Raw genomic sequence first — 26,651 nt, 5'->3', positions numbered from 1 at the left:
GGATACAATTCAGCGTTTATGGGTTATTACTAATAACAAAGAAACAAATTGAATGGTTAAAATCCAAATTAATAACACTAAAGCTATGTTAATCAGTAGATTAATTGTGACACTTATACCAAATACATGTCATTTTTGTCATATCCCTACGTGTAAGGCCATATAATTATGAAATGTTGAAGGGTAAAATTTCCTAGTTCTTATAGATATGACCATCTTTCATGACAAAAACAACCGCATTCATGGTATTAATATTGGCTGTTGGATCATCATTTGTTGCTACAATATCTGCTAAGAATCCTGCTTTTAGTTGCCCAATCTGATCTTGCATTTTTAACAACATCGCATTTGTAATCGTGGCGCTTTGTATGGCTTCAATTGCCGGCATTCCAGCTTCTACCATATAACCAAATTCCTTAGCATTCTCTCCATGGGCGAAAACAGCGGCATCGGTCCCAAATGCAATGCCCACTCCTTTTTTATAGGCCCTGCCAAACATCTCTTGGATTTTAGGCCCAATATCCAAGGCTTTTCCCACAATTACTTCAGGGTAATAGTTTGGAATTTTAGCCTTTTCAGAAACCGATTTTCCCGCGGTAATAGTCGGCACTAAATACACACCATGCTTTTTCATGAGTTCCATGGTCTCTGCACTCATCATCGTACCGTGTTCAATAGTTCGCACACCGCCAATAATGGCTCGCTGCATTCCCTCATCACCATGTGCATGAGCGGCGACTTCTAATCCGTAATCTTTTGCCGTTTCACAAATAGCCTTTATTTCTTCTACAGTAAACTGCGGATTTTGACCGCTTTTGGCAACACTCAACACGCCTCCAGTTGCTGTTATCTTAATCCAGTCAGCTCCGTTTTTATAGCGTTGCCTCACAGCCTTTCTGGCATCTTCCATACTATTGACCACACCTTCCTTGGGGCCTGGATCACCCATCAACTCTTTTTTGGCGCCATTTGACGGATCAGCGTGTCCGCCCGTGGTCGCCAATGATTTTTCTGCTGTAAAAATTCGGGGGCCATCAACTTTTCCCGCGTTTATAGCATTCCTTAATGCCACATTAACCCCTGAACCTCCCAAATCCCTAACCGTAGTAAAACCAGATCTCAGGGTGACCTGTGCGAAATGTTGTGCATTAAATGCAATATCAGCATCATTTAAAGTGTATTTTTCTAAATACGCTCTCGGATTGGTTTCGCCTTCAATATGCACATGCAAATCAATAAGTCCGGGCATGACCGTTTTTGACTTCAGGTCAACCACAACATCTTCAGGAGATGAAGGTGTTGAAAATCCATCATCAACAGACATAATCTTATTGCCGGAAACAACAATAGTTTTATTGGTCAAAACCTTGCCTCCTTTGGTGTCAATTAATTTTCCACAATGTAAATAGGTGTTTTGGCCAAAGACCAAAACAGTCATTAAAAGGCAGGAAAGAAGGGTTAATTTTTTCATAAGTTTATTTTAGATATTTCTTATATGTTTTTCCCAGTTCCATGCAGACAAGAGCGCTTCGTCTAGACTACTAGCAGCTTTCCAACCTAAATCAGTATTGGCTTTGGTTGTATCCGCATAGGCTTGCATAATATCACCCTCACGTCTTGGCGCAAACTTATAATTCAATTTTTGTCCTGAAACTTTTTCAAAAGACTGAATCACTTCTAACACTGTACTTCCAGTGCCAGTTCCCAAATTAAAGGTTTCATAGTTGGCCGCATTATTTTGGTCAACTAAACGCTCTAAAGCCACGACATGGGCCTTTGCCAAGTCGACTACGTGAATATAATCTCTCACACAAGTACCGTCAGAGGTAGGGTAATCATTTCCAAAAACCGAAAGTTCCTGACGCAAGCCTGCCGCAGTTTGCGTAATAAAAGGCACTAAATTCTGTGGCACCCCAATTGGTAATTCGCCAATTTTAGTACTGCTATGAGCTCCTATCGGATTAAAATAACGCAATGCAATGGCGCTAAGGTTTGGGTTCACCTTACACGTGTCGTGAATAATTTCCTCTCCAATTTGCTTCGTATTTCCATAAGGCGATTCTGCAAATTTTATCGGTGCCGCTTCTGTAATCGGCATTTCATCCGCCTGGCCATAAACCGTGCATGACGAACTAAAAATGAAATTTTGAGTTGGAAGCTGCAATATGGATTTCAAGACATACACCAAGGTATTGATATTGTTTTCATAATATAACAATGGTTTTTCAACACTCTCACCTACTGCTTTACTTGCTGCAAAATGAATCACGCCCACAATATCCTGATATTTTTCAAAAAAGGACTCCACTTTTGATTTATCCTTTAAATCCAATTTTTCAAAAATTGGAGCTTTCCCTGTAATTGCCGTAATTCCCGCTAATACATCAATGGAAGAATTTGAAAGATCATCAATAATGACCACTTCAAAACCTTTCTCCTGTAACTCTACAACGGTATGCGACCCAATAAATCCTAAACCTCCAGTGACTAAAACTTGCTTCATTTATTTATGATCATTTATAAAATTAATAATTGTACTTGTAATAAATTCAATTTGATCGTCCTCCAATTCCGTATGCATAGGTAATGAAATAACCTCTTTTACCAATTGAGTAGTTACTGGAAAATCTTCTTCTTTATATCTTGAATCTTTATAAGCCTTTTGTAAATGCAAAGGAATTGGGTAGTATACGCCACAAGGAATTTCTTTTTCGTTTAAATGTTTAACCAAAGCGTCCCTATTGGTGCCCTTCACCTTTAAGGTATATTGATGGAACACATGGTTATCCTCACTTCCCTCTCTAAAAGGTGTAACAATATCCTTATGGTCCTTAAAAGCTTTGTCGTACGCATCTGCTGCCTTAAGGCGGGCGGCATTATAACGATCCAAATGTTCTAACTTTGTATCTAAAACTGCGGCTTGAATAGAATCCAGCCGTGAGTTAACGCCAACTACATCATGATGGTAGCGCTCATACATGCCATGATTTACAATACCCCTAAGCTGATGGGCCAAATCATCATCATTGGTAAAAATAGCTCCGCCATCACCATAGCATCCCAAGTTTTTGGAAGGAAAAAATGATGTAGAAGCCACGTGCCCTATTGTTCCTGCTTTAGCCTTTCTACCATCACTGAACGTATACGTTGCACCAATTGCTTGGGCATTATCTTCAATAACAAATAAATTGTGTGCTTTGGCAATTTCCATGATTGCCTCCATATTGGCACATTGACCAAATAGATGTACCGGAACAATCGCTTTTGTTTTTGGGGTGATTGCTTTTTTAATCGCTTCAATATCGATATTGAAGGTTTTGGGATCAACATCAACCAAAACTGGTGTTAAATGTAATAAGGCAATAACCTCAACAGTAGCAGCAAACGTAAAATCGGCAGTAATCACTTCATCACCCGGTTTCAAGTCCAAGCCCATCATCGCTATTTGTAAGGCATCTGTTCCATTGGCACATGGAATGACATGCTTTATCCCAAGGTAATTTTCTAAATTTTTCTGAAACTGATGTACTTTAGGTCCGTTAATATATGCCGTAGTGTCAAGAACCTCCTGAATAGAAGCGTCAACTACGTTCTTAATTTTCTGATATTGACCCTTAAGATCAACCATTTGTATTTTTTTCATCTAGTTGTATGTAGAATTAATAGTTAAAACGGCAATGCTTTAATTTAGAACAAAATTACGAAATTGAGTTTCTTATACCAATCATTCCTAAAGGTTTAATTTCCTTTTGGACCGATCAATTCTTTTATGGTCTCACATACGCGCTGAAAAAATCTGAAGTGATTTTAAAGCTAGATTATAGAAAGAAATGTATTTTAGCATAAACCAATTTTCTTGAATTTACTTTACAACATAGGCATCCAGATTGCACAGATTTTACTTAAAATCATCGCCCTATTCAACGATAAAATTAAATTAGGTGTAGAAGGCCGTAGTAAGACCTTTCAGATCTTAAAAAAACACCTGAGCCACAATGACAAAACCTTTTGGTTCCATTGTGCCTCTTTGGGAGAGTATGAACAAGGTCTTCCTATTTTTAAAAAACTAAGAGCGGAACATCCCAATCACAAAATTGTGCTCAGCTTTTTTTCACCATCAGGATATGAAATAAGAAAACAAACAGACGTTGCCAATGTGGTCATCTATCTTCCATTGGACACAAAAGCCAACGCAAAACATTTTGTAACCCTAGTAAAACCTGAATTGACCATTTTTGTGAAATATGATATCTGGCCAAATTATTTAAGTGAATTAAAAAAACGAGATCTAAAAGCTCTATTAATTTCGGCTGCGTTCAGAAAAGAACAATCCTATTTTAGGTTCTATGGCGGGATGATGCGTCAGGCTTTAGGTACATTTGAGCATATTTTTGTTCAAAATGAAAGCTCTAAAAGCTTACTAAACACTATTGGTTACACTGATGCTTCCGTAGTTGGAGATACGCGCTATGACCGTGTTTCTGATCAATTAAATCAGGATAACACCTTGCCATTTATTGAGCAATTTAGAGATGGAAAATTATGTGTGGTCATTGGAAGTTCATGGCCAGAAGACGAAGCGCTGTTTGTAGAATATATCAACGCCATGACCTCAAAAGATGTCAAATTTATTATTGCACCCCACAATATCAAAAGCAATCAAATTGATTCCTTTGTGAGTCGAATTCAGAAGCCATGCGTTTTATTTTCTGAAAAAGACGGCAAAAACCTTTCAGGATTTGATGTTTTTATAGTGGATACCATTGGTATTCTAAGCAAGATATACAAGTATGCGGATATCGCCTATGTTGGAGGTGCCATGGGCCAGACAGGCCTACATAATATTTTGGAACCTGCTGTTTTTGGTGTCCCGGTAGTTATTGGAAAAAACCATAAGAAATTTCCAGAAGCTTTTCAAATGATTGCTCATGGTGGTGTAATCTCTATTAAGAACAGTCAAGAACTTGAGAAAACAATGGATGAATTGATTTCAAATTCAACAAAAAGAGAAGCGCTCGGCGAGTTAAATACAGGATTCATTAAGAAAAACAAGGATGCTGTCGTCCAAATTATGAAGCATATTCGTAAATAACATGAAGAAGTGATGTCACCATCTTAAAAAAAACGTTAAATTAGTTTAAGGGAGGCGCCATAAGTTTCTTAATTTCGCATGCAAAATAAACACTAAAATATTTAAAATGAAAAAATTACTATTAAGTTCTGCTTTGGTTGTTGCTCTAGGTTTCTCGTTTACGTCATGTAGAGACACAGAGAAAAAAGCAGACGATGTTTCTGACAAAACAGAAGGTGCCTTGGAAAAAGCAGGAAGAGCAATTGACAATGCCGCCAATGAAGTGAAAGAGGCTGGAAAAGCAATTGATAGCGCGGCTACTGAAGTTGTGGGTGACGATAATTAACACAACTTATTGAAACTTATTGTAGAAACCCAACACCAAGTTAGGTCTTTTTTTACCAAAAAATTAAAACAAAAAAAACCCTGACAATCATATGATTATCAGGGTTTTGTACTCAAGGCGGGACTTGAACCCGCACGTCCTAATGGACACAGGATTTTAAGTCCGGCGTGTCTACCAATTCCACCACTTGAGCATTTGCACAAAGTACGCATTGCTTTAAACAATGTTCCGCAGCAACGGAATTAATACTTTTGCTTTTGGTATGGAGCGAAAAACGGGATTCGAACCCGCGACCTCCACCTTGGCAAGGTGGCGCTCTACCAACTGAGCTATTTTCGCGTTATTACAATTAAAAATAAGAACATTACTACGATACCTATCGGTATTGCGAGGGCAAATTTAATACAATTCTTAGAATTGCAAAGCCTTTTTTGTAAAAAAAGACAAAATATTTATGCCCGTTTCTTTTTCAACAACATACGCTTAATTTCATTCAGTTTCATCAGCGCTTCTACAGGTGTCAATACGTCAATATCAATATTGAGAATTTCATCCTTAATCTGCTCTAACAACGGATCATCCAAATTGAAAAAGCTCAGTTGCATATCATCTTCAAGCGTTTTTACTTTATTGGTCAACTCTTCACTGCTATGGGATTTCTCTAGCTGCTTCAAGATTTTGTTCGCACGATGGATGACTTGAGGGGGCATTCCGGCCATTTTAGCCACATGAATTCCAAAACTATGCTGGCTGCCTCCTTCCACCAGTTTTCTTAAAAAAAGCACGTTGTTTTTCAACTCCTTCACTGAAACATTGAAGTTTTTGATGCGGGAAAAGGTTTCGGACATTTCATTCAACTCATGGTAATGTGTGGCAAAAAGGGTTTTAGCTTTACTAGGATGCTCATGCAAGTATTCACTAATGGCCCAGGCAATGGAAATGCCATCATAGGTACTGGTCCCACGGCCAATTTCATCCAACAAGACCAAACTTCGATCCGAAATATTATTCAAAATGGAAGCCGTCTCATTCATTTCCACCATAAAGGTAGACTCCCCCATCGAAATATTATCGCTGGCGCCTACTCTTGTAAAAATCTTATCAGTCAGTCCTATTTTAACCTTCTCAGCAGGCACAAAACTCCCCATTTGAGCCAATAATACAATCAACGCTGTTTGACGTAAAATGGCCGATTTACCAGACATATTCGGCCCAGTGATCATGATAATTTGCTGTTTGTCTCTGTCTAAGTAAACATCATTCGCAATATAGGGCTCACTATGGGGCAACTGTTTTTCAATAACGGGATGCCTTCCATTTTTAATATCGAGAGTATAACTTTCGTTAATTTCTGGACGCGTGTACTTATGATCGTGGGCCAATTGCGCAAAGCCACATAAACAATCCAATTGCCCAATTAAGGCCGAATTTTTTTGTACAGGTGCAATAAATTGTGCAATCCATGACACTAATTCAGAAAACAATTGCTGTTCTATCGCTAATATTCGCTCTTCTGCACCAAGAATTTTTGTTTCGTATTCCTTTAATTCTTCAGTGATATAACGCTCGGCATTTACTAAGGTTTGCTTTCTGATCCAATTATCAGGCACTTTGTTTCTATGGCTGTGGCGCACTTCTATATAGTAACCATAGACGTTATTTGAGGCTATTTTGAGCGAAGTGATACCGGTAATGTCACTCTCACGCTGCAACATGGCATCCAAGTAGTCTTTCCCTGAAGTTGATAACGCTCTAAGCTCTTTCAATTCTGCAGAAAAATCAGAAGATATGGTTTCGCCCTTTAAAATATTAACCGGAGCTTCTTCATTTAAAGTCGCTTTGATGCGCTGGCGCAACTCCTCACAGGCCTCCAAACGCTCTCCGATATGTTGCAGGGCTTTATTTTTCGTGTTTTGGGTAAGCATTTTAATAGGGACAATAGCTTCCAAGGCATTTTTAAGCTGCACCACTTCCCTTGGAGAAATTTTGACCGTTGCTACTTTTGATATCAATCGCTCTATATCTCCTATTTGTTTGATCTGATTTTGAATTTTCTTCAAAAGGATGGCATCCTCCAATAGATATTGGACAACCTCATGGCGCTGATTAATTTTATCGATATCAATAAGCGGCAAGGCTAACCAACGTTTCAACAAACGCCCTCCCATAGGCGAAATGGTCCGATCAATCACATCAATCAGTGTCACTGCATTTTGATTGTAGGATTGATAAAGTTCGAGATTTTTTATGGTGAAACGATCCATCCATACATGATCATTTTTGGTAATACGTTGAATGGAGGTAATATGTTGTAATTTATGATGCTGTGTTTCGCTCAAATAATGCAAAATTGCACCTGATGCGATAATGCCTTGAAACAAATCGTCCACACCAAAACCCTTTAAAGATTTGGTTTGAAAATGCTTGAGCAAGGTTTCATTGGCATAATCATCCTGAAAGACCCAATCTTCCATATAGAACGTATGGAAATCTGATCCAAATATATTTTTAAACTCATTCCGCTTCGGTTTGGAAACCAGAATTTCGCTAGGCCGAAAATTTTGAAGCAACTTATCTACGTATTCGGAATTACCTTGAGACACCAGAAACTCTCCAGTGGAAACATCCATAAAAGAAACACCTATCAAGTCTTTATGGAAACATACAGCTGCCAAAAAATTATTGGTTTTGGAATGTAAAATATCATCGTTTAATGCTACTCCAGGCGTTACTAATTCCGTCACCCCTCGCTTTACTATGGTTTTTGTCTGTTTAGGATCTTCCAGCTGATCACAAATTGCAACACGACATCCGACCTTGACCAATTTGGGTAAATAGGTGTTTAACGAATGGTGTGGAAACCCCGCCAATTGTGTTTCGCTATCACTGCCGGCACCTCTTTTAGTCAATATAATGTCTAATATTTTAGAGGCTTTAACCGCATCTTCGCCAAAGGTCTCATAAAAATCGCCCACCCGAAAAAGCAATAAAGCGTCAGGATACTTTGCCTTGATAGCATTGTATTGTTTCATTAACGGGGTCTCCTTTTTTACTTGTTTGGCCAATGTTTTTGGGTTTTAAGTGGTATTTTTGTCCTAAATATTAGGACCGCTAAGGTACTTATTATTTGAAGGTTTGGAAAACGGAGCGCTCATAAGTTATTTACAATTAGTGAACCAAAAAACAGCCTCGGATACAGAAAGATACTCCTGCCAATCTACGGAATGAGGAGTAATGAAAAACAGAGATGTTCCATGAGAAAATTAAAAAATAGCGAACTCGACCGATTAAGCGTTGACGAATTTAAAACGACTGCAAAATCGCCTTTAATCATTGTTTTGGACAATATTAGAAGTTTGAACAATATAGGTTCCGTATTTAGGACCAGTGATGCGTTTTTGGTTGAAAAAATATACCTCTGTGGAATAACGGCAACACCACCCCATAAAGACATTCACAAAACTGCCTTGGGCAGCACGGACACCGTAGCTTGGGAATATGTTGAAAACACCATCGACTTAATTAAAAAATTAAAATCCGAAAACGTCGTTATTGCTTCCATTGAACAGGCAGAACATGCGGTCATGTTGAACGCCTTTAAGCCTGAGCTAAAGACTACATATGCATTGGTCTTTGGAAACGAAGTGAAAGGCGTAGCTCAAAACGTGGTAAGTGCGAGTGATGTTATTTTGGAAATTCCGCAGTTTGGCACAAAACATTCCTTAAATATATCTGTAAGTTGCGGGGTGGTAGTTTGGGATGTCTTCAGTAAGCTGGGAGCTAAAAGTGAGAATTTACTAAAAACCGGGGAATAAGCCCCTAATTCCAAACACGTGTTTTATTATTGTCGTAGAGGCGCAAAGCCGAACCTCTGTTTTATTGTAAAAACAGCTTTGAGTCTCCTTTATTCTTCGTGCCTCGTGCTCCAACTTCAACCTTCCTGCTTCTCACAAATCTGCTCTAAAATCCATAAATAATCTGCTCTATTCTCGATAAAATCCCGGTTAGAGATATCAATTATTTTCACATTCAGTTCCGTCTGATTTTTCAGAAACTCCAGATAACCCGTATTGATTTTTTCAAGATAGTCATCTTGAATGTTCTGCTCATAGTCACGCCCGCGCTTTTTGATATTTTCTTGCAGCCGTTCTGTGTTTTGATATAAATAGACGTATAGGTCTGGCTTGGCTATATCTTTATACATCAGATAGAAAAGCTTCCTATACAGCCTAAATTCATCTTCCGGCAAGGTAATCTTAGAGAAAATCAACGATTTATAAATATCATAATCACTTACCATAAAATCCTTGAACAAATCCAACTGCGATAAATCATCACTAATTTGCTGATATCGATCGGCCAGAAACGACATCTCCAAAGTGAAGGCATAACGCTGTGGCTCTTCGTAAAATTTTGGCAAAAATGGATTGTCCGCAAAGCGTTCTAAAATGAGTTTGGCATTGAAATCATTAGAGATCTGATGCGTCAAACTTGTTTTTCCCGCACCAATATTTCCTTCGATGGCGATATAATTATAATTGCCAAACTTATACTGCTTCATCGGATTTTTCAACCAAATATTGATTGGCTCAATGGCACTAACATCTTCACAGCACTCTAAAAGCTCCAAAACTGATTGTTTAAGCACGGGGTGCACCACCTTAGAGGCAATATCATTTAAAGGCTGTAGTACAAATTTACGCCTGTGCAGCTGTGGATGCGGCGTAGTGATCAATTTTGACGAGATAATAGCGTCATCATAAAAAAGCACATCAAGATCAATAGTTCGAGATTCGTAACCGTTTCCAAGTAATCTTGTGCGTCCTAGTTTGGTTTCAATATCGAGAAGTTTCTGCATCACCTCATCAGCAGTGTAATGGGTTTCTATAAAAATACAGGTATTCAAAAAATCATCAACAGACGCACCTGCCTCAAAACCCAACGCTGGTGTATTATAAACCCTTGAAATGATATTGATCTTTCCAAGATTTTTAAATACCAGATCTATGGCATCTTGCAGATGTTTCAATCTGTCGCCTTTGTTACTGCCAAGTGCAATATAAACTTTGTGGGGTAGGGTCATAATGGATGCCAAAATAATGAAAACAAAACCATTTTGCAGTAAGTTTTCTTTGAAAAAAAATTTACAAGTAGTCGTTAGCCAAATCTCTAAATAAAATTTAAAACTATTTTTAACCAAGTCTACTTCAAGTATATTTGCAGCTCAGCTATAATATTGCTTGGCGCAGATTTAGAAAACGCATGACCATCAATAGCCTTTTTATTTATTGTCACTAATGCTTATAGCATCACGTTTTCAAACTTTAAGCCCAAGTAGATGAGGCAAAATGAAAATTGCTAAAGTTTTATTAAACTTTGGCACGTCACCGTCTTTTAAAATACACTTTACGTATATATTTACTAAACTATCAGCTTTTCATCCTAATGAAAGCAAAACTAAATTTTTAAATGAAGAAATTTCTCAAAATCACCGGAATTACCCTACTCGTCCTGATTATCTTATTAATTGCCTTGCCTTTTGTTTTTCAATCGCAAATTAAAGGAATGGTCAAAAATTATATCAATCAAAATCTCAATGCCAATGTTGAGTTTAGCGATGTGAGCCTGAGTTTGTTCAGAAGTTTTCCGCAGGCACATGTAGAAGTGAGCGATTTGGTAATCACAAATTTCGAACCTTTTAAAGACGAGACCTTTGTCACTGCAAAAAACATCAACTTCACAATGTCCATCAAAGAACTTCTAAAATCTGATGACGAATCGATTATTATAAACTCCATAAATGTTGATGAAGCGCTATTGACCTTAAAAACGGATGCCTTTGGGAACGTTAATTACGATATCGTAAAAGAAAGCGATGCTCCTCAAGACACGATAACGTCTTCTAATTTTTCTTTTGACATTCAAGATTACAGCATTAAAAACAGTGCGCTGACCTATATTGATGTTCCTGGAGACATGCAATTTTACGTGACTGAACTAAATCATACTGGAAAAGGTACATTTTCAGGAGAAGTTTCTGAATTGGATACAAAATCTGAAGCCAACGTTAGTTTGATAATGGATAGCACCAATTATTTGAACAATAACCATATCAAGTTGGATGCCTTAATAGATCTCGATCTAAATGCGCAAAAATATACTTTCAAAGAAAATAAAGCCCTCATTAATCAATTGCCGATTGAATTTAACGGTTTTGTTCAGCTGATAGAGGAAGGCCAACTCATTGATCTATCATTTAAAAACACAGGCTCTTCGTTTAAGGACTTTTTGGCCGTTATTCCTGAAACCTATTCCAAAAACTTAGACAATGTTGAAACTACCGGCAACTTCAACATTAACGGCATTATCAAGGGGAAAGTTACTGAAACCACCATTCCTACGTTAGATATCAGCATTAAGTCTGAGAATGCGTCCTTCAAATATCCAGATTTGCCGAAGCGTGTTGAAAATATTGTGATTGACACCGAAATTAAAAATGACACTGGAAATGCTGACGATACTTATGTAGCCATCAACACTCTGAATTTCAAAATTGATAGCGATGTCTTTAAAGCCTCTGCCCTTGTTAAAAACCTAACCGGGAACATGCTCGTCAATGCTGATGTTGATGGCACTTTAAATTTGGCAAACCTTACCAAAGCTTATCCTTTGGAACTGGAAAATGAATTGAGCGGGATTCTTAGAGCAAAATTGAATACAGCGTTTGACATGAATGCGATTGAGACCAGTGCCTATGACAGAATTAAAGCGTCTGGAAATGCACATATTAGCAATTTAGTTTTTAGCTCAGATGCCATGAACCAGCCGTTGCATATTTCAGAAGCAGACATGACTTTTAATCCTTCAACCGTGTCCTTAAATAAATTTAATGCAAAAACGGGACAAAGCGATTTCTCAGCAAAAGGAACCATACATAATTTGATTGGTTTTATGCTCAGCAAGAAAGTTAATTTAAAAGGAAATTTCAACCTCAATTCAAACACCTTAGCGCTGAATGATTTTATGAGCGAGGATACAGAAGTTGCCGCTAAAGGGGATACGCAAAAATCAGTCACCACCACAGAAGGGTTGAAAATTCCGCAATTCCTGGAATGCACTATAACGGCCAATGCGAATACGGTGATTTATGACAACCTAAATTTAAAGAATGTCACTGGTGTTTTAACCATTAAAGATCAACAGGCCACAATTAACAAGTTAAGCTCCAGCATATTTGATGGTGTTTTATTGGTTTCTGGAAATGTGAGCACCAAGGCAGATACACCTTCTTTCAATCTAACTTTGGATGCTAGCAGTTTTGACATTTCAAAATCTTTTAATGATCTTGAAATGTTGCAAAGCTTGGTACCTATTGCCAAAGCTCTTAAGGGAAAATTAAATACAAATATTAATATTTCAGGAACTCTGGATAACGAGTTCTCTCCCAATTTGAATACCATTTCTGGAACAGCACGTGCCGAATTACTGACTACAGATATTGACAAAAATGCTAGTCCTGTATTATCTCAATTAGGAGGCGCTCTTAATTTTATCGACTTTGGCAAACTTGACCTCAATAATTTAAAGGCCAATCTAGAATTCGCTAACGGAAAAGTAAAGGTTCAGCCTTTTAACTTGGCGTATAAAGATATTGGCATTGTGGTTTCTGGAGCGCACGGCTTTGACAACACGATGTCTTATGATGCGGTTTTTAACGTTCCCGCCAAATACTTAGGAAGCGACATCAACCGATTGATTGGAAAGATCAATGATTATGAAGTCAATAAAATTACCATTCCAATATCGGCAAATATTACAGGATCGTTTACAAGTCCAAAAGTATCTACAGATTTAACCAGTGGCGTCACAAATTTAACAAAACAACTCATTGAAATTGAAAAGCAGAAGTTAATTGGTAAAGGTACTAATCATATAAAAGATCTTATTGGTGGTGCGCTTGGTGGAACTACAAAAAAAGATCCAACAACGACAACCCCAAAAGATTCTACCCAAACGACGACTCCGGTCCCACCAGTTAAAAAAGATAGTACTAAAACCACTGAGGATGTCATTAAGAATACCCTGAAAGACATTTTCAATTCTAAAAAGAAGAAGAAAGATTCGGTGAATTAGACTTATCAAGATTAGTCAATTTCCTAAAAAAAACGAAAGTTTTCATCAAAACAGCTCAAAACAACCTGCAATTTAAAAAAAATTAATCAATTATGTTAAAGTAATGTGAGAATGTTTGCTTTTGTGGATTAAATAGTTATAATGTATGGTTACAGTTAACGTATATAAAAACAAGAGACTACATGAGGCAATTAAAAATTACGAAGCAGGTTACCAATAGAGAATCCAAATCCCTTGATAAATATCTCCAGGACATTAGCAAACTCCCATTGATTACAGCAGATGAAGAGGTGGAATTGGCACAACGCATCCGAGAAGGCGATCAGGAAGCTTTAGATAAACTCACCATATCCAACCTCCGCTTTGTTGTATCTGTCGCAAAACAATATCAGAATCAGGGCTTAACCCTACCCGATTTAATTAATGAAGGTAACGCTGGATTGGTAAAAGCAGCGAAACGTTTTGATGAAACTAGAGGTTTCAAATTTATTTCTTATGCTGTTTGGTGGATTCGTCAAGCAATTCTTCAAGCTTTAGCAGAACAATCTCGAATAGTTAGATTACCTTTGAACAAAATTGGCTCGATCAATAAGATCAACAAAGCCTATTCGTTTTTGGAGCAGGCGCATCAACGTCCGCCCAGTGCTGAAGAAATTGCCAAAGAATTGGATTTGACATTGAAGGATGTAAAACAGTCTATGAAGAACTCAGGACGACACATTTCAATGGATGCACCATTAAAGGAAGGTGAAACCTCAAGTTTATATGATGTGGTTTCTTCTGGCGATTCTCCTAATCCTGATCAGAGTTTAATGAAAGAATCATTAAGCTTGGAAATTGATAGAGCGCTCAACACACTTTCTCAAAAAGAAAGTGACGTTATTAGATTGAATTTCGGACTGAGTGACCAACCACCAATGACCTTGGATGAGATTGGTAAAACGTTTGATTTAACTAGAGAGCGCGTGCGTCAAATTAGAGAAAAAGGGATCAGAAGATTGAAGCACACTTCAAAAAGCAAAATTTTAAAAACGTATTTGGGATAGTCTTAAATACATTATATACTCTAAAAATTATCTATGTTAAGAATCGAAATCAAAGAAGGCGAAAACATTGAACGCGCCATTAAACGTTACAAACGTAAACACAGAAATGTGAAAGTGATGCAGAATTTGAGAGAAAATCAGTATTTCACTAAACCTTCAGTTAAAAAGAGAAGACAGTTACAAAAGGCTGCTTATATACAGAACTTGAGAGATCAAGAGAACATGTAATCTTTTTGAAACAAAAAATAAAAAAATCACGTTGTTATGACGTGATTTTTTGTTTTCCAATAGGATGATCTTCATAAAAATCTTCAAAAGTCTTATCAGTGGTGTATGTATCCCTTAGCACTTTATAAACCATCACGACTACTAATACCTCTCCCAAACAAGTGAGATAAAATACCCAGCTAAAAGGCATCTCCATAGCTACCATAATTGTCAAGGTAACCAAAAGCAAGGTAGTAGTTGCCACGTAAAACATTACCGGAATTTTCATGATTTTTTAATTTTTAGGTCTATCTTATCGGCTTTTCAAAATCATAACCAATATGATAACTTGAAATTACGAAAAAATGAAGCGTTTAGAAAGTTTAGACTTGTAAATTAATGTTAATTGGGAGGCTTACGCTATAGATAGCGCAACTACATAACCTTCACTTCCTCTTATATTGAAGACTGTTTGATCTTCAAAAAGGAGATACTGTCCTTTAATACCTTTCAACACCCCTTCATAAGTTGGTGTTTTTTCCAAATTAAGACTTTTTGGTTTCTCAGGATATTGCAAAACGGGAAACTCAATGTTAGTCTCCGTATTGTTGGCAATAAAATAATCTATAGCTTCTTCAGGAATGTATGGTTTTAAGCGCTCTCGCCATTCTATCAGATTTTCATCTACCACATCATTTTTTAGCATGGTGCGCCAGTTGGTCTTATCACCCACATAGTCTTTTAGTGCGACTTCTGTGATGCCTGCCAAATAACGGTTTGGCACTTCAACAATCTCAATAGCTTCATGTGCACCTTGGTCAATCCATCGGGTAGGTACCTGAGATTTTCTGGTCACTCCCACTTTAACGTTACTTGAATTGGCCAAATACACAATATGTGGTTTCAACTGCACATTTTTCTCATAATCGAGATCGCGGTCTTCAATATCTAAATGAGCCGTACTCAATTCTGGTTTCATGATCCAATCGGCTGCTTGCGGGATATCAAAAAAACAGCTTTTACAAAAACCTTGTCTGTAAATTGGCTTATTCAGTGAACAGCTGAGACATTGGTAGCCAACAAATTGAATGGTGACCTTTTTATCCAACAACTGATTCATATTGATAAAGTCATTTTCAAAAACAAGATAGTATTGTATAGGATGTGAAAACTCGGTTGCCATTTTGGTCAAGACCCCTTGGTACGTCATTTATTTAAAATTTAATTTAGAAGAATTTATTTAAAAAAAGTGTTATTTTTAGTCTTTAAAGATACTACAAATATGCCAATTCCATTAGTAAATTCTATTGCTTCCTGGTTCTTGAAAAAGCGATTTCATCAAATCGATTTGTTTTTAAAATATCCGAATGAAGTACAGAATGAATTACTCCTAGACTTGCTTACAACAGCAAAAGACACGGAGATTGGCAGACACTATGACTTTGCCAGCATTACCAATTACCGCACGTTTGCGGAACGACTTCCGATTACTACATATGAAGAAAACCAAGCCAAAATAGAAAGATCCCGAATGGGTGAAAACAACATTTTTTGGCCCACACCTATTAAATGGTTTGCCAAATCGAGTGGCACTACAAATGCCAAAAGCAAATTTATTCCCGTGAGCTATGAATCTCTTGAAGAGTGCCATTATGCCGCAAGTAAGGATTTGTTATGCATGTATCTTAACAATAATGAAAACTCGCAATTGTTTACCGGTAAGAGTTTACGACTTGGTGGCAGTAAAGAACTTTATAATGATAACGGTACCGTTTACGGCGATTTATCGGCGATTTTAATTGATAACATGCCGTTTTGGGCAGAATTTAGCAGTACCCCAAGTAGTAAGGTCTCATTAATGAACGATTGGGAACATAAAATGCAAGCGATTGTCAACGAAACCATTAATGAAAATGTGACCAGTCTTGCAGGTGTTCCCTCCTGGATGTTGGTGCTATTAAACACTGTTCTGGAAACCACCAACAAGCAGAGTGTTTTTGAGATCTGGCCCAACTTGGAAGTTTACTTTCACGGTGGCGTGAGTTTCCTGCCGTATGTAGATCAATATAAAGAAATTTTACCGAGAAAGAATTTCAGGTACTATGAAATCTATAATGCATCTGAAGGGTTTTTCGCCATTCAGGACCAAAATAGTTCCAGTGAGTTATTATTAATGCTAGATTACGGTATTTTTTATGAATTTATTCCTATGGATGCCTACGGTACTGCAGAACAACGGATCATTCCATTATCTGAAGTAGAACTCAATAAAAACTATGCCGTGGTCATTACTACCAATGCCGGACTTTGGCGTTATAAAATTGGTGATACGATACGTTTTACCTCGTTAAACCCATACCGCATTAAAGTTAGCGGACGCACCAAACATCATATCAATGTGTTTGGGGAAGAATTGATCATTGAAAATGCCGAGGATGCTTTAAAGAAAGTATGTAAAAAAACAAACGCACAGATTGTAGATTATACGGCAGCGCCCATATTCATGAGCGGCCGAGACAAAGGTGCACACGAATGGCTCATCGAATTTAAAACACCTCCAGAAGATATTAATTATTTTAACGAACTGTTAGACAATGCTCTCAAATCATTAAATTCAGATTACGAAGCAAAGCGCTACAACAATATCACACTTAACAGTCCTAAAATACATATGGCCAGACCTCAATTATTTTATGATTGGCTAAAACAGCAAGATAAGTTAGGCGGACAGCATAAAGTCCCACGATTATCGAACACACGTCATTATATTGACGGGTTATTAAAGTTAAATGTATAATGCCGTTTGGCGTAAGAAATAGCACATCGTATTTTTTAATCGAATATAAAGTAAGCTTGGTCTAAAAATAATGCCAGGCGTTTTTATCTATCAAATATGCGACTATATTTACAGTGTAGTAATCAAAATAAAACAATCACATGTTTTACTGTTGATGAATCAAGAAAAGCAAAAAACAATAGGTTTCTATTGTAGACATACTTAAAGCATTGTTTTTGCAATATTAGTTCTTAATCCAAAAAAAGAAATAAAAACCACCCTGAAAAGAGTGGTTTTGTTTTTTAAAATAAGGTTGCAACACCTATGAGACCGCTTTCAAACGTTTCAAAGTAGTTTTATCCAACTTGTCCTCAGCGTATTCTTTAGTAACATGTAGTTTTTTTATAGTACCACTAGGCAATTCAAACATGGCATCAGTTAAAATCTCTTCGCAAAGTGACCTTAAACCTCTAGCACCCAACTTATATTCAATGGCCTTATCAACAATAAAATCCAAAGCACCATCCGTAATACTGAATTTGATATCATCCATTTCAAACAATTTTTGATATTGTTTGATGATCGCGTTCTTTGGCTGCGTTAAGATGGCTCTTAATGTTTTAGCATCCAAAGGATCCATATAACTCAAAACTGGTAAACGCCCGATAATTTCGGGAATTAATCCGAAATCCTTCAAATCTTTTGGAATGATATATTGCAGTAAGTTTTCTGAATCAATGACATCATCATGAGAGGCGGCTTTATATCCAATAGCGGCCATATTAAGACGTTTAGAAATGATGCGCTCAATACCATCAAATGCACCACCAGCAATAAAGAGAATATGCTCGGTGTTGACTTCAATAAACTTTTGATCAGGGTGCTTACGACCTCCTTTTGGAGGAACGTTGACCGTAGTTCCTTCCAACAGTTTCAATAGAGCCTGTTGCACACCTTCTCCAGATACATCTCTTGTAATGGATGGATTATCACTTTTCCGAGCAATTTTATCGATTTCATCAATAAAAACAATGCCTTTTTCAGCTTTTTCAAGATTGTAATCTGCGGCTTGCAATAAACGTGTCAAAATACTTTCCACGTCCTCACCAACATAACCAGCCTCAGTCAATACTGTTGCGTCCACAATGGCCAAAGGCACATTAAGCATTTTTGCAATGGTTTTTGCCATAAGGGTTTTTCCTGTTCCGGTTTGCCCCACCATGACGATATTACTCTTTTGAATTTCAATATCATCATTGGTTGCCGGTTGCAACAAGCGCTTATAATGGTTATAAACGGCGACCGACATGACTTTTTTGGTGTATTCTTGACCAATTATATATTCATCAAGAAACCCCTTGATTTGCATTGGTTTTTTAAGCATCAATTCTGACGACAGTTCAGCATTGCCACTTTGTTTTGACTCTTCCAAAACAATCCCGTGGGCCTGCTCAATACATCTATCGCATATATGTGCATCCAGTCCTGCGATCAACAAACTGGTTTCTGGCTTTTTCCTACCACAAAACGAACATTCTAATTCTTCCTTTGCCATAATTCTTCTAATTCATCTTTATTTCAAATTCCATCTCTAGAGATAACTTTTGAAATGTTTATTTCTTTGCTCCAGATAAAACCTCATCAATCATGCCGTACTCTTTGGCTCTATCGGCTTTCATCCAGTAATCTCTATCACTATCATTATAAACTTTTTCATAGTCTTGACCTGAATGTTTAGCTATAATTTTGTAGAGCTCCTCTTTTAAGGTGACAATTTCTCTTGCTGTAATTTCAATATCACTAGCCTGACCTTGAGCACCTCCCAATGGTTGATGGATCATAACGCGGGAATGCGTCAATCCACTACGTTTTCCTTTTTCTCCTGCACATAATAAAACAGCTCCCATTGATGCCGCCATTCCTGTACATATGGTCGCTACATCTGGTTTAATAAGCTGCATGGTATCATAAATCCCGAGACCTGCATAAACACTGCCTCCTGGAGAGTTGATATATATTTGTATGTCCTTAGAAGCATCCGTACTTTCCAAAAACAGTAGTTGTGCTTGAATAATATTAGCAACCTGATCATTGATGCCTGTACCCATAAAAATGATACGATCCATCATCAGTCTAGAGAACACATCCATTGAAACTGCATTCATTTGACGCTCTTCAATAATGTTTGGCGTCAAACCAACAGGATACATGCTGCTCAAAATTTGATTATAATAAGTACTGCTGATACCTTGATCTTTTATCGCAAATTTTTCAAATTCTTTTCCGTAATCCATAAATATAATTTAGTTCTTAAATTCGTAAAACCCCAGAATTACTGGGATAGTTAGATGACTGCCAAAGCGTCAAAAAAAGCGTAAAACATGACAGTTTTACGCTCTAAAGATAACGATTTAATTATAATTACTAGCTGTAAAACTCTTTTACAAAATCATCGTAAGTGATTTCTTTAGCTTTAAGATTGGCCTCCTTTTTATAAAGCTCCAACAGCTTTTGGCTCATCAATTGCTCTGACAAACGTCTCACCTCGTCTTTATTAGACAAAATACGTGCCGCAATATCTTCTAATTCTTTATCTTGAGGATCCATTTGACCAAATTGTGCCATTTGCACTTTGATCATTTCTTTAGAAAAATCCTTCAAATCATCAAAAGTAACTTGCAAATTATACTTTTCAATGAGCTTGCCTTCGATTAATTGGTAGCGCATGCTTTTTTCAGAATTTTCATATTCCTCCTTAGCCTGATCTGCATTCAATTCATCTTCACCTGCCGTTTGCATCCATTTCTGTAAAAACGACGCTGGAAGATCGAATTTTGTGTTTTCAACCAAATATTCAGTAACATCATTTAGGAATTTTTGATCGCCCTGTTGTCCGAATTGCTTTTCAGAGTCTTCCTTGATTTTGGCTTTTAATTCAGTAACTGAAGTCACGACATCTTTACCAAATAATTTGTCAAACAATTCTTGATCTAAATCTGCCAATTCTCTGGTGTTGATTTCTTCAACCGTAAAATTGACGTCAACATCCAATCCATGCACATCGTCATGAGATACTTTTAAGAAATTCATCAGATCATGATCGTCATTCACCAAGCCTTTCGTACTTAAAGTGATCACATCTCCAACTTTAGCACCTAGCAATGATTTTTCAGCACTTTTACTTTTGATCTTATCTAAAGTAAATGTTGCCTTATTGTTGATTTCTTTCTCTTCATTTACAAAGACACCAACAATTTCTGAATCCTTGGTAACGGCATCCTGAGAAATCAATTTACCGTATTGCTTACGAATGTGGTCCACTTGATTGTCAATCATTTTGTCATCAGCCACAATGGTGTAATGTTTGATTGGATCTTTACCTTTCAGCTCTACTTCAAATTCTGGCGCTAGGCCCAATTCAAACTCAAATGAAAAAGAATCTGCATCCCAGTCTAAATCATCTTGGGCTTTTGGCAAAGGACTGCCTAAGACATCCAATTTCTCTTCTGTCATATACTTTTTAAGCGCATCTTGTAAAAGCTTATTCACCTCATCCACCAAAACAGCTTTCCCGTATTGCTTTTTCACCATGGTCATTGGTACATGTCCTTTTCTAAACCCAGGGATATTAGCTGATTTTCGGTAATCTGAAAGAATCTTTTCTACTTTATCACTATAATCTTCTTTAGCGATATCTACTTTTACAACAGCATTTAATGCGTCAATGTTTTCTCTTGTAATATTCATATTTTAATTAATAATGCCAATTGGCGTATTATATTTCGTGATTTTATAGTTGTCAAAAATCTATTAAAGCATTCAGATAAATTCAATCTACCTCTATATTCCATCTTAAAATTAGACCCTTAAATCGGTCTAATTTTGGGATGCAAAAGTACGAATTTTTTAAATCTGAACAAAGTTTTTAAACACTTGATTTATAGGTTATCCTTTGTCTTTGTCTAGCAATGAATAAAGTACGGATTCCAAAAACGATAATAGCAAGCTAAATAAAAGTGCAATCCAAAATCCGCTGACCGCAAATCCTCCCATAAACTCATCTGCCAACAGGATAATACAGGCATTAATGACCAAGAGAAACAAACCTAATGTTAGGATTGTAATAGGCAAGGTCATAATGACCAAAATTGGTTTTAAAATAGCATTGAGCAGCCCCAGGACAATGGCCAAAATAATCGCGGAAGTAAATCCGGCAACTTCCACTCCCGGAAGAAATTTAGCCAATACCACAACGGTAACGGCAGTCAACAATAATCTGATAATTAAATTCATGGTTGTTTTATTTTTTAAGACACAAAAAATGTTGGTTTAGGTGTTCAGGAAATCATTGACCTCTGCATAAAAATCGGTGGGGTTTTCAGCATGCAACCAGTGACCCGCATTCGAGATGGTTACAATTTTCGATTTTGGAAAATGCGAATGGATCAAAGTTTCGTCTTGTGTGGAAATATACTCTGAGCGGTCACCTCGCAAAAACAAAGTGTCTTTTTCAAATTTAGAATGCATTGGCAACGGCTCCCCAACTTCATTGACTTGCTCTTTTAAAACCTCAAGGTTGATCCGTAATGCCAAGGTCCCCTTTTTTTTCCAATATAAATTTTTAAGTAAAAATTGCCGAGTTCCAACATCGGAAATATAATTTTGTAATTCTTCGTCTGCCTCTCCTCTGCTCTTTAGCGCTTGAAAATCTAAGGCTGACAAGCCCTTAAGAATAGTGTCATGATGGGTTGGATAGTAGCGCGGAGAAATATCTGCAATGATCAATCTAGACACCACTTCTGGATACTCGACAGCAAACAACATCGCCGTTTTTCCTCCCATAGAATGCCCTAAAAGCACTATGTCCTTTAATTGATGTTCGTCACAATAACGTTTTAAGTCTTCCACCATAACCTCATAGTTGAACGTATCACTATGAAAACTACGCCCATGATTCCGTTGGTCGATAAGATGCACTTCGTAACCGACTTCACTGAATTTTGTACCTAGCGTTTTCCAATTGTCACTCATCCCCAGAAATCCGTGGAGAAAAATAAAAGCCTGGCCTTCGCCTAAAATTGTGGAATGTAGATGCATAGTTATTTATGATTGTAAATTTATAATTTAGGAGAGTTGAGTTGGAGGATAACCGATGACTGCCATCTGCGGACAGCCAACTGAAAACTACTTCAATTGTCTCAAGTACATATTAATTACATTTTCAATGCCTAAATACAGACTTTCTGAAATTAGGGCGTGACCGATAGAGACCTCCAATAAATCAGGAATATTCTGTTTAAAAAATTTAATGTTTTCCAGGGACAAGTCGTGTCCAGCATTAATACCCAAACCTAATGCGTTGGCCAAAACCGCACAATCCACGTATGGCTTAATCCCCATTTCATTACCTAGGCCGTAATCATTAGCAAAGGCTTCGGTATAAAGTTCAACCCGATCGGTGCCAGTCGCTTTTGCGCCTTCCACCTGTTTTAATACAGGGTCTACAAAAATAGAGGTACGGATACCGTTTTGTTTAAACTCCTTGACAACGTCTACCAAAAAATCTTTATGTTTAATGGTGTCCCATCCTGAATTGGAGGTGATGGCATCTTCTGCATCAGGCACCAAAGTAACTTGCGCAGGTTTTACTTCTAGGACCATATCTATAAATTGTTGGATAGGATTCCCTTCAATATTGAATTCTGTATACACCTCAGGCTTTAAATCATAAACATCCTGATAACGAATATGTCTTTCATCTGGTCTTGGGTGAATGGTGACCCCTTGGGCACCAAACTTTTGAACATCTTTTGCAAATTGCAGTACATTTGGAACATCACCGCCTCTTGAATTCCTTAGAGTAGCAATCTTATTGATATTAACGCTCAACTTTGTCATAGCTTTTGTTTTAAAGAACAAAAATACAAAGTAGATGATGCTTAATGTAGTTATTTTTAATTATTTTGCAGGAACAAATCTAATACCATGCCTTTAAGAGCGTACATAATCAATGACATTAAACCCTTAAACATTAATGATAAGGTGAGTGACCTTAAAATGATGTTTAATGAGTTGACTTATTCTCATATTCCCATAGAAAATAATAAGGTCTATTTAGGATGTATTTCAGAAACAGACGTCCATTGCTTTGACGGCAAGGAAATAATTTTGGATTGCAACCATACCTTAGAAGGTTTTTTTGTGCGATCCAATACCAATTGGTTAGATGTCCTTGAAGCCTTCGCACAAAACTCTTGTAATATTATGCCTGTTTTAGATGAAAACAATAATTATTTGGGGTATTATGAACTCAATGATATTATTGGACGCTTCAATGAAACACCTTTTTTCTCTGAGCCTGGCGGCACTTTAATTATTGAAAAAGGAATCCAAGACTACTCTTTTAGTGAAATCAGTCAGATTGTAGAATCCAATAATGCCAAACTCTTAGGAGCGTTTATCTCTAAAATGGAAGGTGATGTGGTTCAAATTACGCTTAAAATTGGAGATTCAGGACTGAACGATGTCATGCAAACATTCAGGAGATATAGTTATAACACCATTTCTGGTCATGAAGAAGACACGTATATTGAAAACTTGAAGGAACGCTCAGAATACCTGAAGAAATACCTTAATATATAGTACTATGAAAATTGCTATCTATAGTCAATACTATAAAGGTAACGAAGCATCCTTTGGCGTACTGTTAAATTATCTGTTACAGAAAGACTCAGAAGTTTTTATTGAGGATCATATCTACCAAATTATTGACAAGCATTTAGACCTTAAAAACAAATTCAACACGTTTGAAAAATTTCAAACCTTAGACGAGTCTTTTGATCTACTCATTAGTATAGGAGGTGATGGTACAATTTTAAGAGCCATCACTTATGTAAGCGACTTATTCATTCCTATTATTGGAATCAATACGGGCCGATTGGGATTTCTGGCCACCATACAGAATAATCAAATTGAAAATGCACTGGATAGTATTTTTGAAGGTGACTATAAAATTTCAGAACGCAGCTTATTGTGCATTGAAACCCAACCAAACAATAAGGATCTTACACAACTCAATTTCGCCCTTAATGAAATAGCAATCAGCAGAAAGAACACGACTTCCATGATTACGGTACAAACCCATCTTAATGGTGAGTACCTCACTTCCTATTGGGCCGATGGCTTAATTGTTTCCACACCTACAGGTTCTACAGGATATTCTTTGAGTTGTGGTGGCCCCGTAATTTCTCCAGACGCCAAAAGTTTCGTCATTACACCTATTGCACCACATAATTTGAGTGCGCGGCCTTTAGTTATTCCTGATGACACAGAAATTAAATTAAAAGTTGATGGTCGAGAAGATTTCTACCTCATTTCATTAGATTCAAGGATTGCTACATTGCACAATAGCACTATTGTCACTCTCAAAAAAGCAGACTTCAAAATTAAGATGATTGAACTTCCTAGCGAAAGCTTTATTGACACTTTACGCAAAAAACTACTTTGGGGAGAAGATAAACGCAATAAAACCTCATAAATACTGTTTATCTGTAATACAAATTAGCTCAAATTGTTATAGGCTAATCTTATTTATTATATTTGCAAACTTTTAAAATTTTATGAGGTATATCATTTTAATAATTTTCAGTATGTGTTTCATCCCGAACAGCCAAGCTCAACTCTATGAGGCCGGTGTTTTTTTGGGAGGGAGTAATTTTATTGGCGATATTGGTAGTACCACATATATTTCACCACAAAAACCGGCCCTCGGTCTCATGTTAAAGTGGAACAGAAGTAAGAGACACTCGTTTAGAGGTTCGATTATTTTTACGGATCTTGTGGGCTTTGATGAGGATTCAAGCGATCCGCGACGCATCGAGCGTGATTACGACTTCAAGAATTCAATTGTGGAGTTCTCTGCAGGAATGGAGTTTACATTTTTAGATTTCGATCTTGACAGTACTGATCCTCAAATGACACCATATTTATATACAGGAATTTCCACTGCAAAACACAATAACTCTTTTTTTAGAAATGGCATTCAAATTTCTGAAAACACAAGCAGCTGGGCCATTGGTATCCCTATGGTGGCGGGTTTTAAAACAACAATCTCTGACGTTTTTATATTAGCGGCTGAGATTGGGGTAAGATATACGTTTTCTGATGAAATTGACGGCAGCGTCCCCGGAAAATTCACACCTAGCGGAGTTCCTGGAGAACCTTCATCCATAGTTCCTTTTGGCAATTTAAACAGTAATGACTGGTATGTGTTTTCAGGAATTACCTTAACTTACACCTTTGGGCAAAAACCTTGTTGTTATTAAGTGGATTTAAAAGAACAGATACATATTGACAAATTACCCAACCATCTTGCCATAATAATGGATGGCAATGGCAGATGGGCTAAACAAAAAGGGTTCTTGAGAGTTATTGGCCATGAAAATGGCACTAAATCAGTGAGAGATGTTGTTGAGGCTAGCGCTGAAATAGGGATCAAACATCTCACTCTTTATGCATTTTCAACTGAAAACTGGAACCGACCAAAGATTGAAGTTCAAACTTTAATGAAACTCTTGGTCAAATCTTTAAAAAAGGAAATCAAAACTTTACAGGACAATAACATTCAGCTCAACGCCATTGGCTGTCTTGATGACTTGCCTACAAAGGCAAAAGAAGAGCTTAAGGAAGTTATAGAAAAAACTAAAAATAACAGCCGCATGGTTCTTACTCTAGCCTTAAGTTATGGCTCTCGCGAGGAACTCATAAATATGGTTAAAAAAATATCTGATAAAGTTAAAAATAATATAATTTCAAGTGATTCTATTGACGAATCCATTATTAATAAGCATCTTTACACGCAAAATTTGCCAGATGTAGACTTGCTTATCCGCACCAGTGGAGAACAAAGAATCAGTAATTTCTTGTTATGGCAAATTGCGTATGCAGAATTATATTTCACCAGTATTTTATGGCCGGATTTTAAAAAGCATGATTTATACACCGCTTTGATAGACTATCAAAATAGAGAACGACGATTTGGAAAAACAAGTGAACAACTTAGCTAATAACACG

24 protein-coding genes and 2 tRNA genes are annotated in these 26,651 nt (G+C 37.1%); 11 read left to right on the top strand and 15 right to left on the bottom strand.

What is annotated here, in order from left to right:
* Positions 1-193: 193 nt before the first annotated feature.
* From G525_RS0108205 to G525_RS0108195, 3 genes are read right to left on the bottom strand one after another with little or no spacing between them, the layout of a single operon-like run.
* Positions 194-1,471, bottom strand: coding sequence for a metal-dependent hydrolase family protein (locus G525_RS0108205; protein ID WP_027125741.1), 1,278 nt, complete (start codon positions 1,469-1,471; stop codon positions 194-196).
* Between the two features lie 9 nt (positions 1,472-1,480).
* A complete protein-coding gene (galE, locus tag G525_RS0108200) occupies positions 1,481-2,503 on the bottom strand; it encodes a UDP-glucose 4-epimerase GalE (RefSeq protein WP_027125740.1) in 1,023 nt (340 codons plus the stop codon).
* Positions 2,504-3,643, bottom strand: a complete 1,140-nt coding sequence (locus tag G525_RS0108195) for a DegT/DnrJ/EryC1/StrS family aminotransferase (RefSeq protein WP_027125739.1) — start codon at positions 3,641-3,643, stop codon at positions 2,504-2,506.
* A gap of 213 nt (positions 3,644-3,856) precedes the next feature.
* Here G525_RS0108195 and G525_RS0108190 point away from each other — a divergent pair, with 213 nt between their 5' ends.
* Together G525_RS0108190 and G525_RS0108185 are read left to right on the top strand one after the other, a co-directional pair.
* Complete coding sequence (locus G525_RS0108190) at positions 3,857-5,092, top strand: 3-deoxy-D-manno-octulosonic acid transferase (RefSeq protein ID WP_035479300.1); 1,236 nt, start codon at positions 3,857-3,859, stop codon at positions 5,090-5,092.
* 106 nt (positions 5,093-5,198) lie between these two features.
* Positions 5,199-5,417, top strand: coding sequence for a hypothetical protein (locus G525_RS0108185; protein ID WP_027125737.1), 219 nt, complete (start codon positions 5,199-5,201; stop codon positions 5,415-5,417).
* Between the two features lie 109 nt (positions 5,418-5,526).
* On the opposite strand, the gene G525_RS0108180 is transcribed toward G525_RS0108185, so the two are convergent.
* The 3 genes from G525_RS0108180 to mutS all read right to left on the bottom strand — a co-directional run bounded on the left by G525_RS0108180 (position 5,527) and on the right by mutS (position 8,482).
* Positions 5,527-5,610 (bottom strand) — tRNA-Leu (locus tag G525_RS0108180).
* Positions 5,611-5,680: 70 nt separating this feature from the next.
* Positions 5,681-5,756: transfer RNA gene (locus tag G525_RS0108175), tRNA-Gly, on the bottom strand.
* 113 nt (positions 5,757-5,869) lie between these two features.
* Complete coding sequence (gene mutS / locus G525_RS0108170) at positions 5,870-8,482, bottom strand: DNA mismatch repair protein MutS (protein WP_027125736.1); 2,613 nt, start codon at positions 8,480-8,482, stop codon at positions 5,870-5,872.
* A 189-nt stretch (positions 8,483-8,671) separates the two neighbouring features.
* Between mutS and G525_RS0108165 the strand changes: the two genes are divergently transcribed.
* Positions 8,672-9,232 carry an RNA methyltransferase gene (locus G525_RS0108165; RefSeq protein WP_027125735.1) on the top strand — a complete coding sequence of 187 codons (561 nt, stop codon included), beginning with the start codon at positions 8,672-8,674 and terminating at the stop codon, positions 9,230-9,232.
* 116 nt (positions 9,233-9,348) lie between these two features.
* On the opposite strand, the gene folK is transcribed toward G525_RS0108165, so the two are convergent.
* On the bottom strand, positions 9,349-10,500 hold the full coding sequence (gene folK / locus G525_RS0108160) for a 2-amino-4-hydroxy-6-hydroxymethyldihydropteridine diphosphokinase (protein ID WP_027125734.1): 1,152 nt from the start codon (positions 10,498-10,500) through the stop codon (positions 9,349-9,351).
* Positions 10,501-10,886: 386 nt separating this feature from the next.
* On the opposite strand from folK, the gene G525_RS0108155 reads away from it, so the two are divergent.
* The 3 genes from G525_RS0108155 (at position 10,887) to rpsU (ending at position 14,824) form a co-directional block, all read left to right on the top strand.
* On the top strand, positions 10,887-13,550 hold the full coding sequence (locus G525_RS0108155) for an AsmA-like C-terminal region-containing protein (protein ID WP_027125733.1): 2,664 nt from the start codon (positions 10,887-10,889) through the stop codon (positions 13,548-13,550).
* A 182-nt stretch (positions 13,551-13,732) separates the two neighbouring features.
* Positions 13,733-14,596 (top strand): sigma-70 family RNA polymerase sigma factor, encoded by an 864-nt coding sequence (locus G525_RS0108150; RefSeq protein WP_027125732.1) that lies wholly within the window; start codon positions 13,733-13,735, stop codon positions 14,594-14,596.
* Between the two features lie 33 nt (positions 14,597-14,629).
* Entirely contained in the window at positions 14,630-14,824 is a 195-nt protein-coding gene (gene rpsU, locus G525_RS0108145) for a 30S ribosomal protein S21 (protein ID WP_027125731.1), read from the top strand.
* A gap of 34 nt (positions 14,825-14,858) precedes the next feature.
* On the opposite strand, the gene G525_RS0108140 is transcribed toward rpsU, so the two are convergent.
* Both G525_RS0108140 and G525_RS0108135 read right to left on the bottom strand, forming a co-directional pair.
* Positions 14,859-15,092, bottom strand: coding sequence for a hypothetical protein (locus G525_RS0108140; RefSeq protein ID WP_027125730.1), 234 nt, complete (start codon positions 15,090-15,092; stop codon positions 14,859-14,861).
* A 126-nt stretch (positions 15,093-15,218) separates the two neighbouring features.
* The gene (locus tag G525_RS0108135; RefSeq protein ID WP_027125729.1) at positions 15,219-16,013 is read right to left on the bottom strand and encodes a DUF2797 domain-containing protein; all 795 of its coding nucleotides are present in this window, start codon (positions 16,011-16,013) and stop codon (positions 15,219-15,221) included.
* A gap of 72 nt (positions 16,014-16,085) precedes the next feature.
* On the opposite strand from G525_RS0108135, the gene G525_RS0108130 reads away from it, so the two are divergent.
* Positions 16,086-17,600 carry a GH3 auxin-responsive promoter family protein gene (locus G525_RS0108130; protein WP_027125728.1) on the top strand — a complete coding sequence of 505 codons (1,515 nt, stop codon included), beginning with the start codon at positions 16,086-16,088 and terminating at the stop codon, positions 17,598-17,600.
* Positions 17,601-17,901: 301 nt separating this feature from the next.
* Here G525_RS0108130 and clpX read toward each other — a convergent pair whose 3' ends face one another.
* The 6 genes from clpX to G525_RS0108100 form a co-directional block, all read right to left on the bottom strand.
* Positions 17,902-19,134, bottom strand: coding sequence for an ATP-dependent Clp protease ATP-binding subunit ClpX (gene clpX / locus G525_RS0108125; protein WP_027125727.1), 1,233 nt, complete (start codon positions 19,132-19,134; stop codon positions 17,902-17,904).
* Between the two features lie 58 nt (positions 19,135-19,192).
* A complete protein-coding gene (locus G525_RS0108120; protein WP_027125726.1) occupies positions 19,193-19,873 on the bottom strand; it encodes a ClpP family protease in 681 nt (226 codons plus the stop codon).
* A 130-nt stretch (positions 19,874-20,003) separates the two neighbouring features.
* Complete coding sequence (gene tig, locus G525_RS0108115) at positions 20,004-21,326, bottom strand: trigger factor (protein ID WP_027125725.1); 1,323 nt, start codon at positions 21,324-21,326, stop codon at positions 20,004-20,006.
* 198 nt (positions 21,327-21,524) lie between these two features.
* Positions 21,525-21,872 (bottom strand): phage holin family protein, encoded by a 348-nt coding sequence (locus tag G525_RS0108110; protein WP_027125724.1) that lies wholly within the window; start codon positions 21,870-21,872, stop codon positions 21,525-21,527.
* Positions 21,873-21,908: 36 nt separating this feature from the next.
* Positions 21,909-22,676, bottom strand: a complete 768-nt coding sequence (locus tag G525_RS0108105) for an alpha/beta fold hydrolase (protein WP_027125723.1) — start codon at positions 22,674-22,676, stop codon at positions 21,909-21,911.
* A gap of 87 nt (positions 22,677-22,763) precedes the next feature.
* Entirely contained in the window at positions 22,764-23,477 is a 714-nt protein-coding gene (locus tag G525_RS0108100) for a pyridoxine 5'-phosphate synthase (RefSeq protein WP_027125722.1), read from the bottom strand.
* Positions 23,478-23,564: 87 nt separating this feature from the next.
* Here G525_RS0108100 and G525_RS0108095 point away from each other — a divergent pair, with 87 nt between their 5' ends.
* The 4 genes from G525_RS0108095 to G525_RS0108080 all read left to right on the top strand — a co-directional run bounded on the left by G525_RS0108095 (position 23,565) and on the right by G525_RS0108080 (position 26,644).
* Positions 23,565-24,221 (top strand): CBS domain-containing protein, encoded by a 657-nt coding sequence (locus G525_RS0108095; protein WP_027125721.1) that lies wholly within the window; start codon positions 23,565-23,567, stop codon positions 24,219-24,221.
* Between the two features lie 4 nt (positions 24,222-24,225).
* Positions 24,226-25,116, top strand: coding sequence for an NAD kinase (locus tag G525_RS0108090; protein ID WP_027125720.1), 891 nt, complete (start codon positions 24,226-24,228; stop codon positions 25,114-25,116).
* An 82-nt stretch (positions 25,117-25,198) separates the two neighbouring features.
* A complete protein-coding gene (porG, locus tag G525_RS0108085; RefSeq protein ID WP_027125719.1) occupies positions 25,199-25,903 on the top strand; it encodes a type IX secretion system protein PorG in 705 nt (234 codons plus the stop codon).
* Positions 25,904-26,644, top strand: coding sequence for an undecaprenyl pyrophosphate synthase (locus G525_RS0108080; protein WP_027125718.1), 741 nt, complete (start codon positions 25,904-25,906; stop codon positions 26,642-26,644).
* Positions 26,645-26,651: the final 7 nt, after the last annotated feature.

This window comes from Gelidibacter mesophilus DSM 14095 (assembly GCF_000423005.1).
GTDB lineage: Bacteria > Bacteroidota > Bacteroidia > Flavobacteriales > Flavobacteriaceae > Gelidibacter > Gelidibacter mesophilus.
Note: the sequence above shows the minus strand (reverse complement) of the source record. Positions and strands in the feature narration are given on the sequence as shown.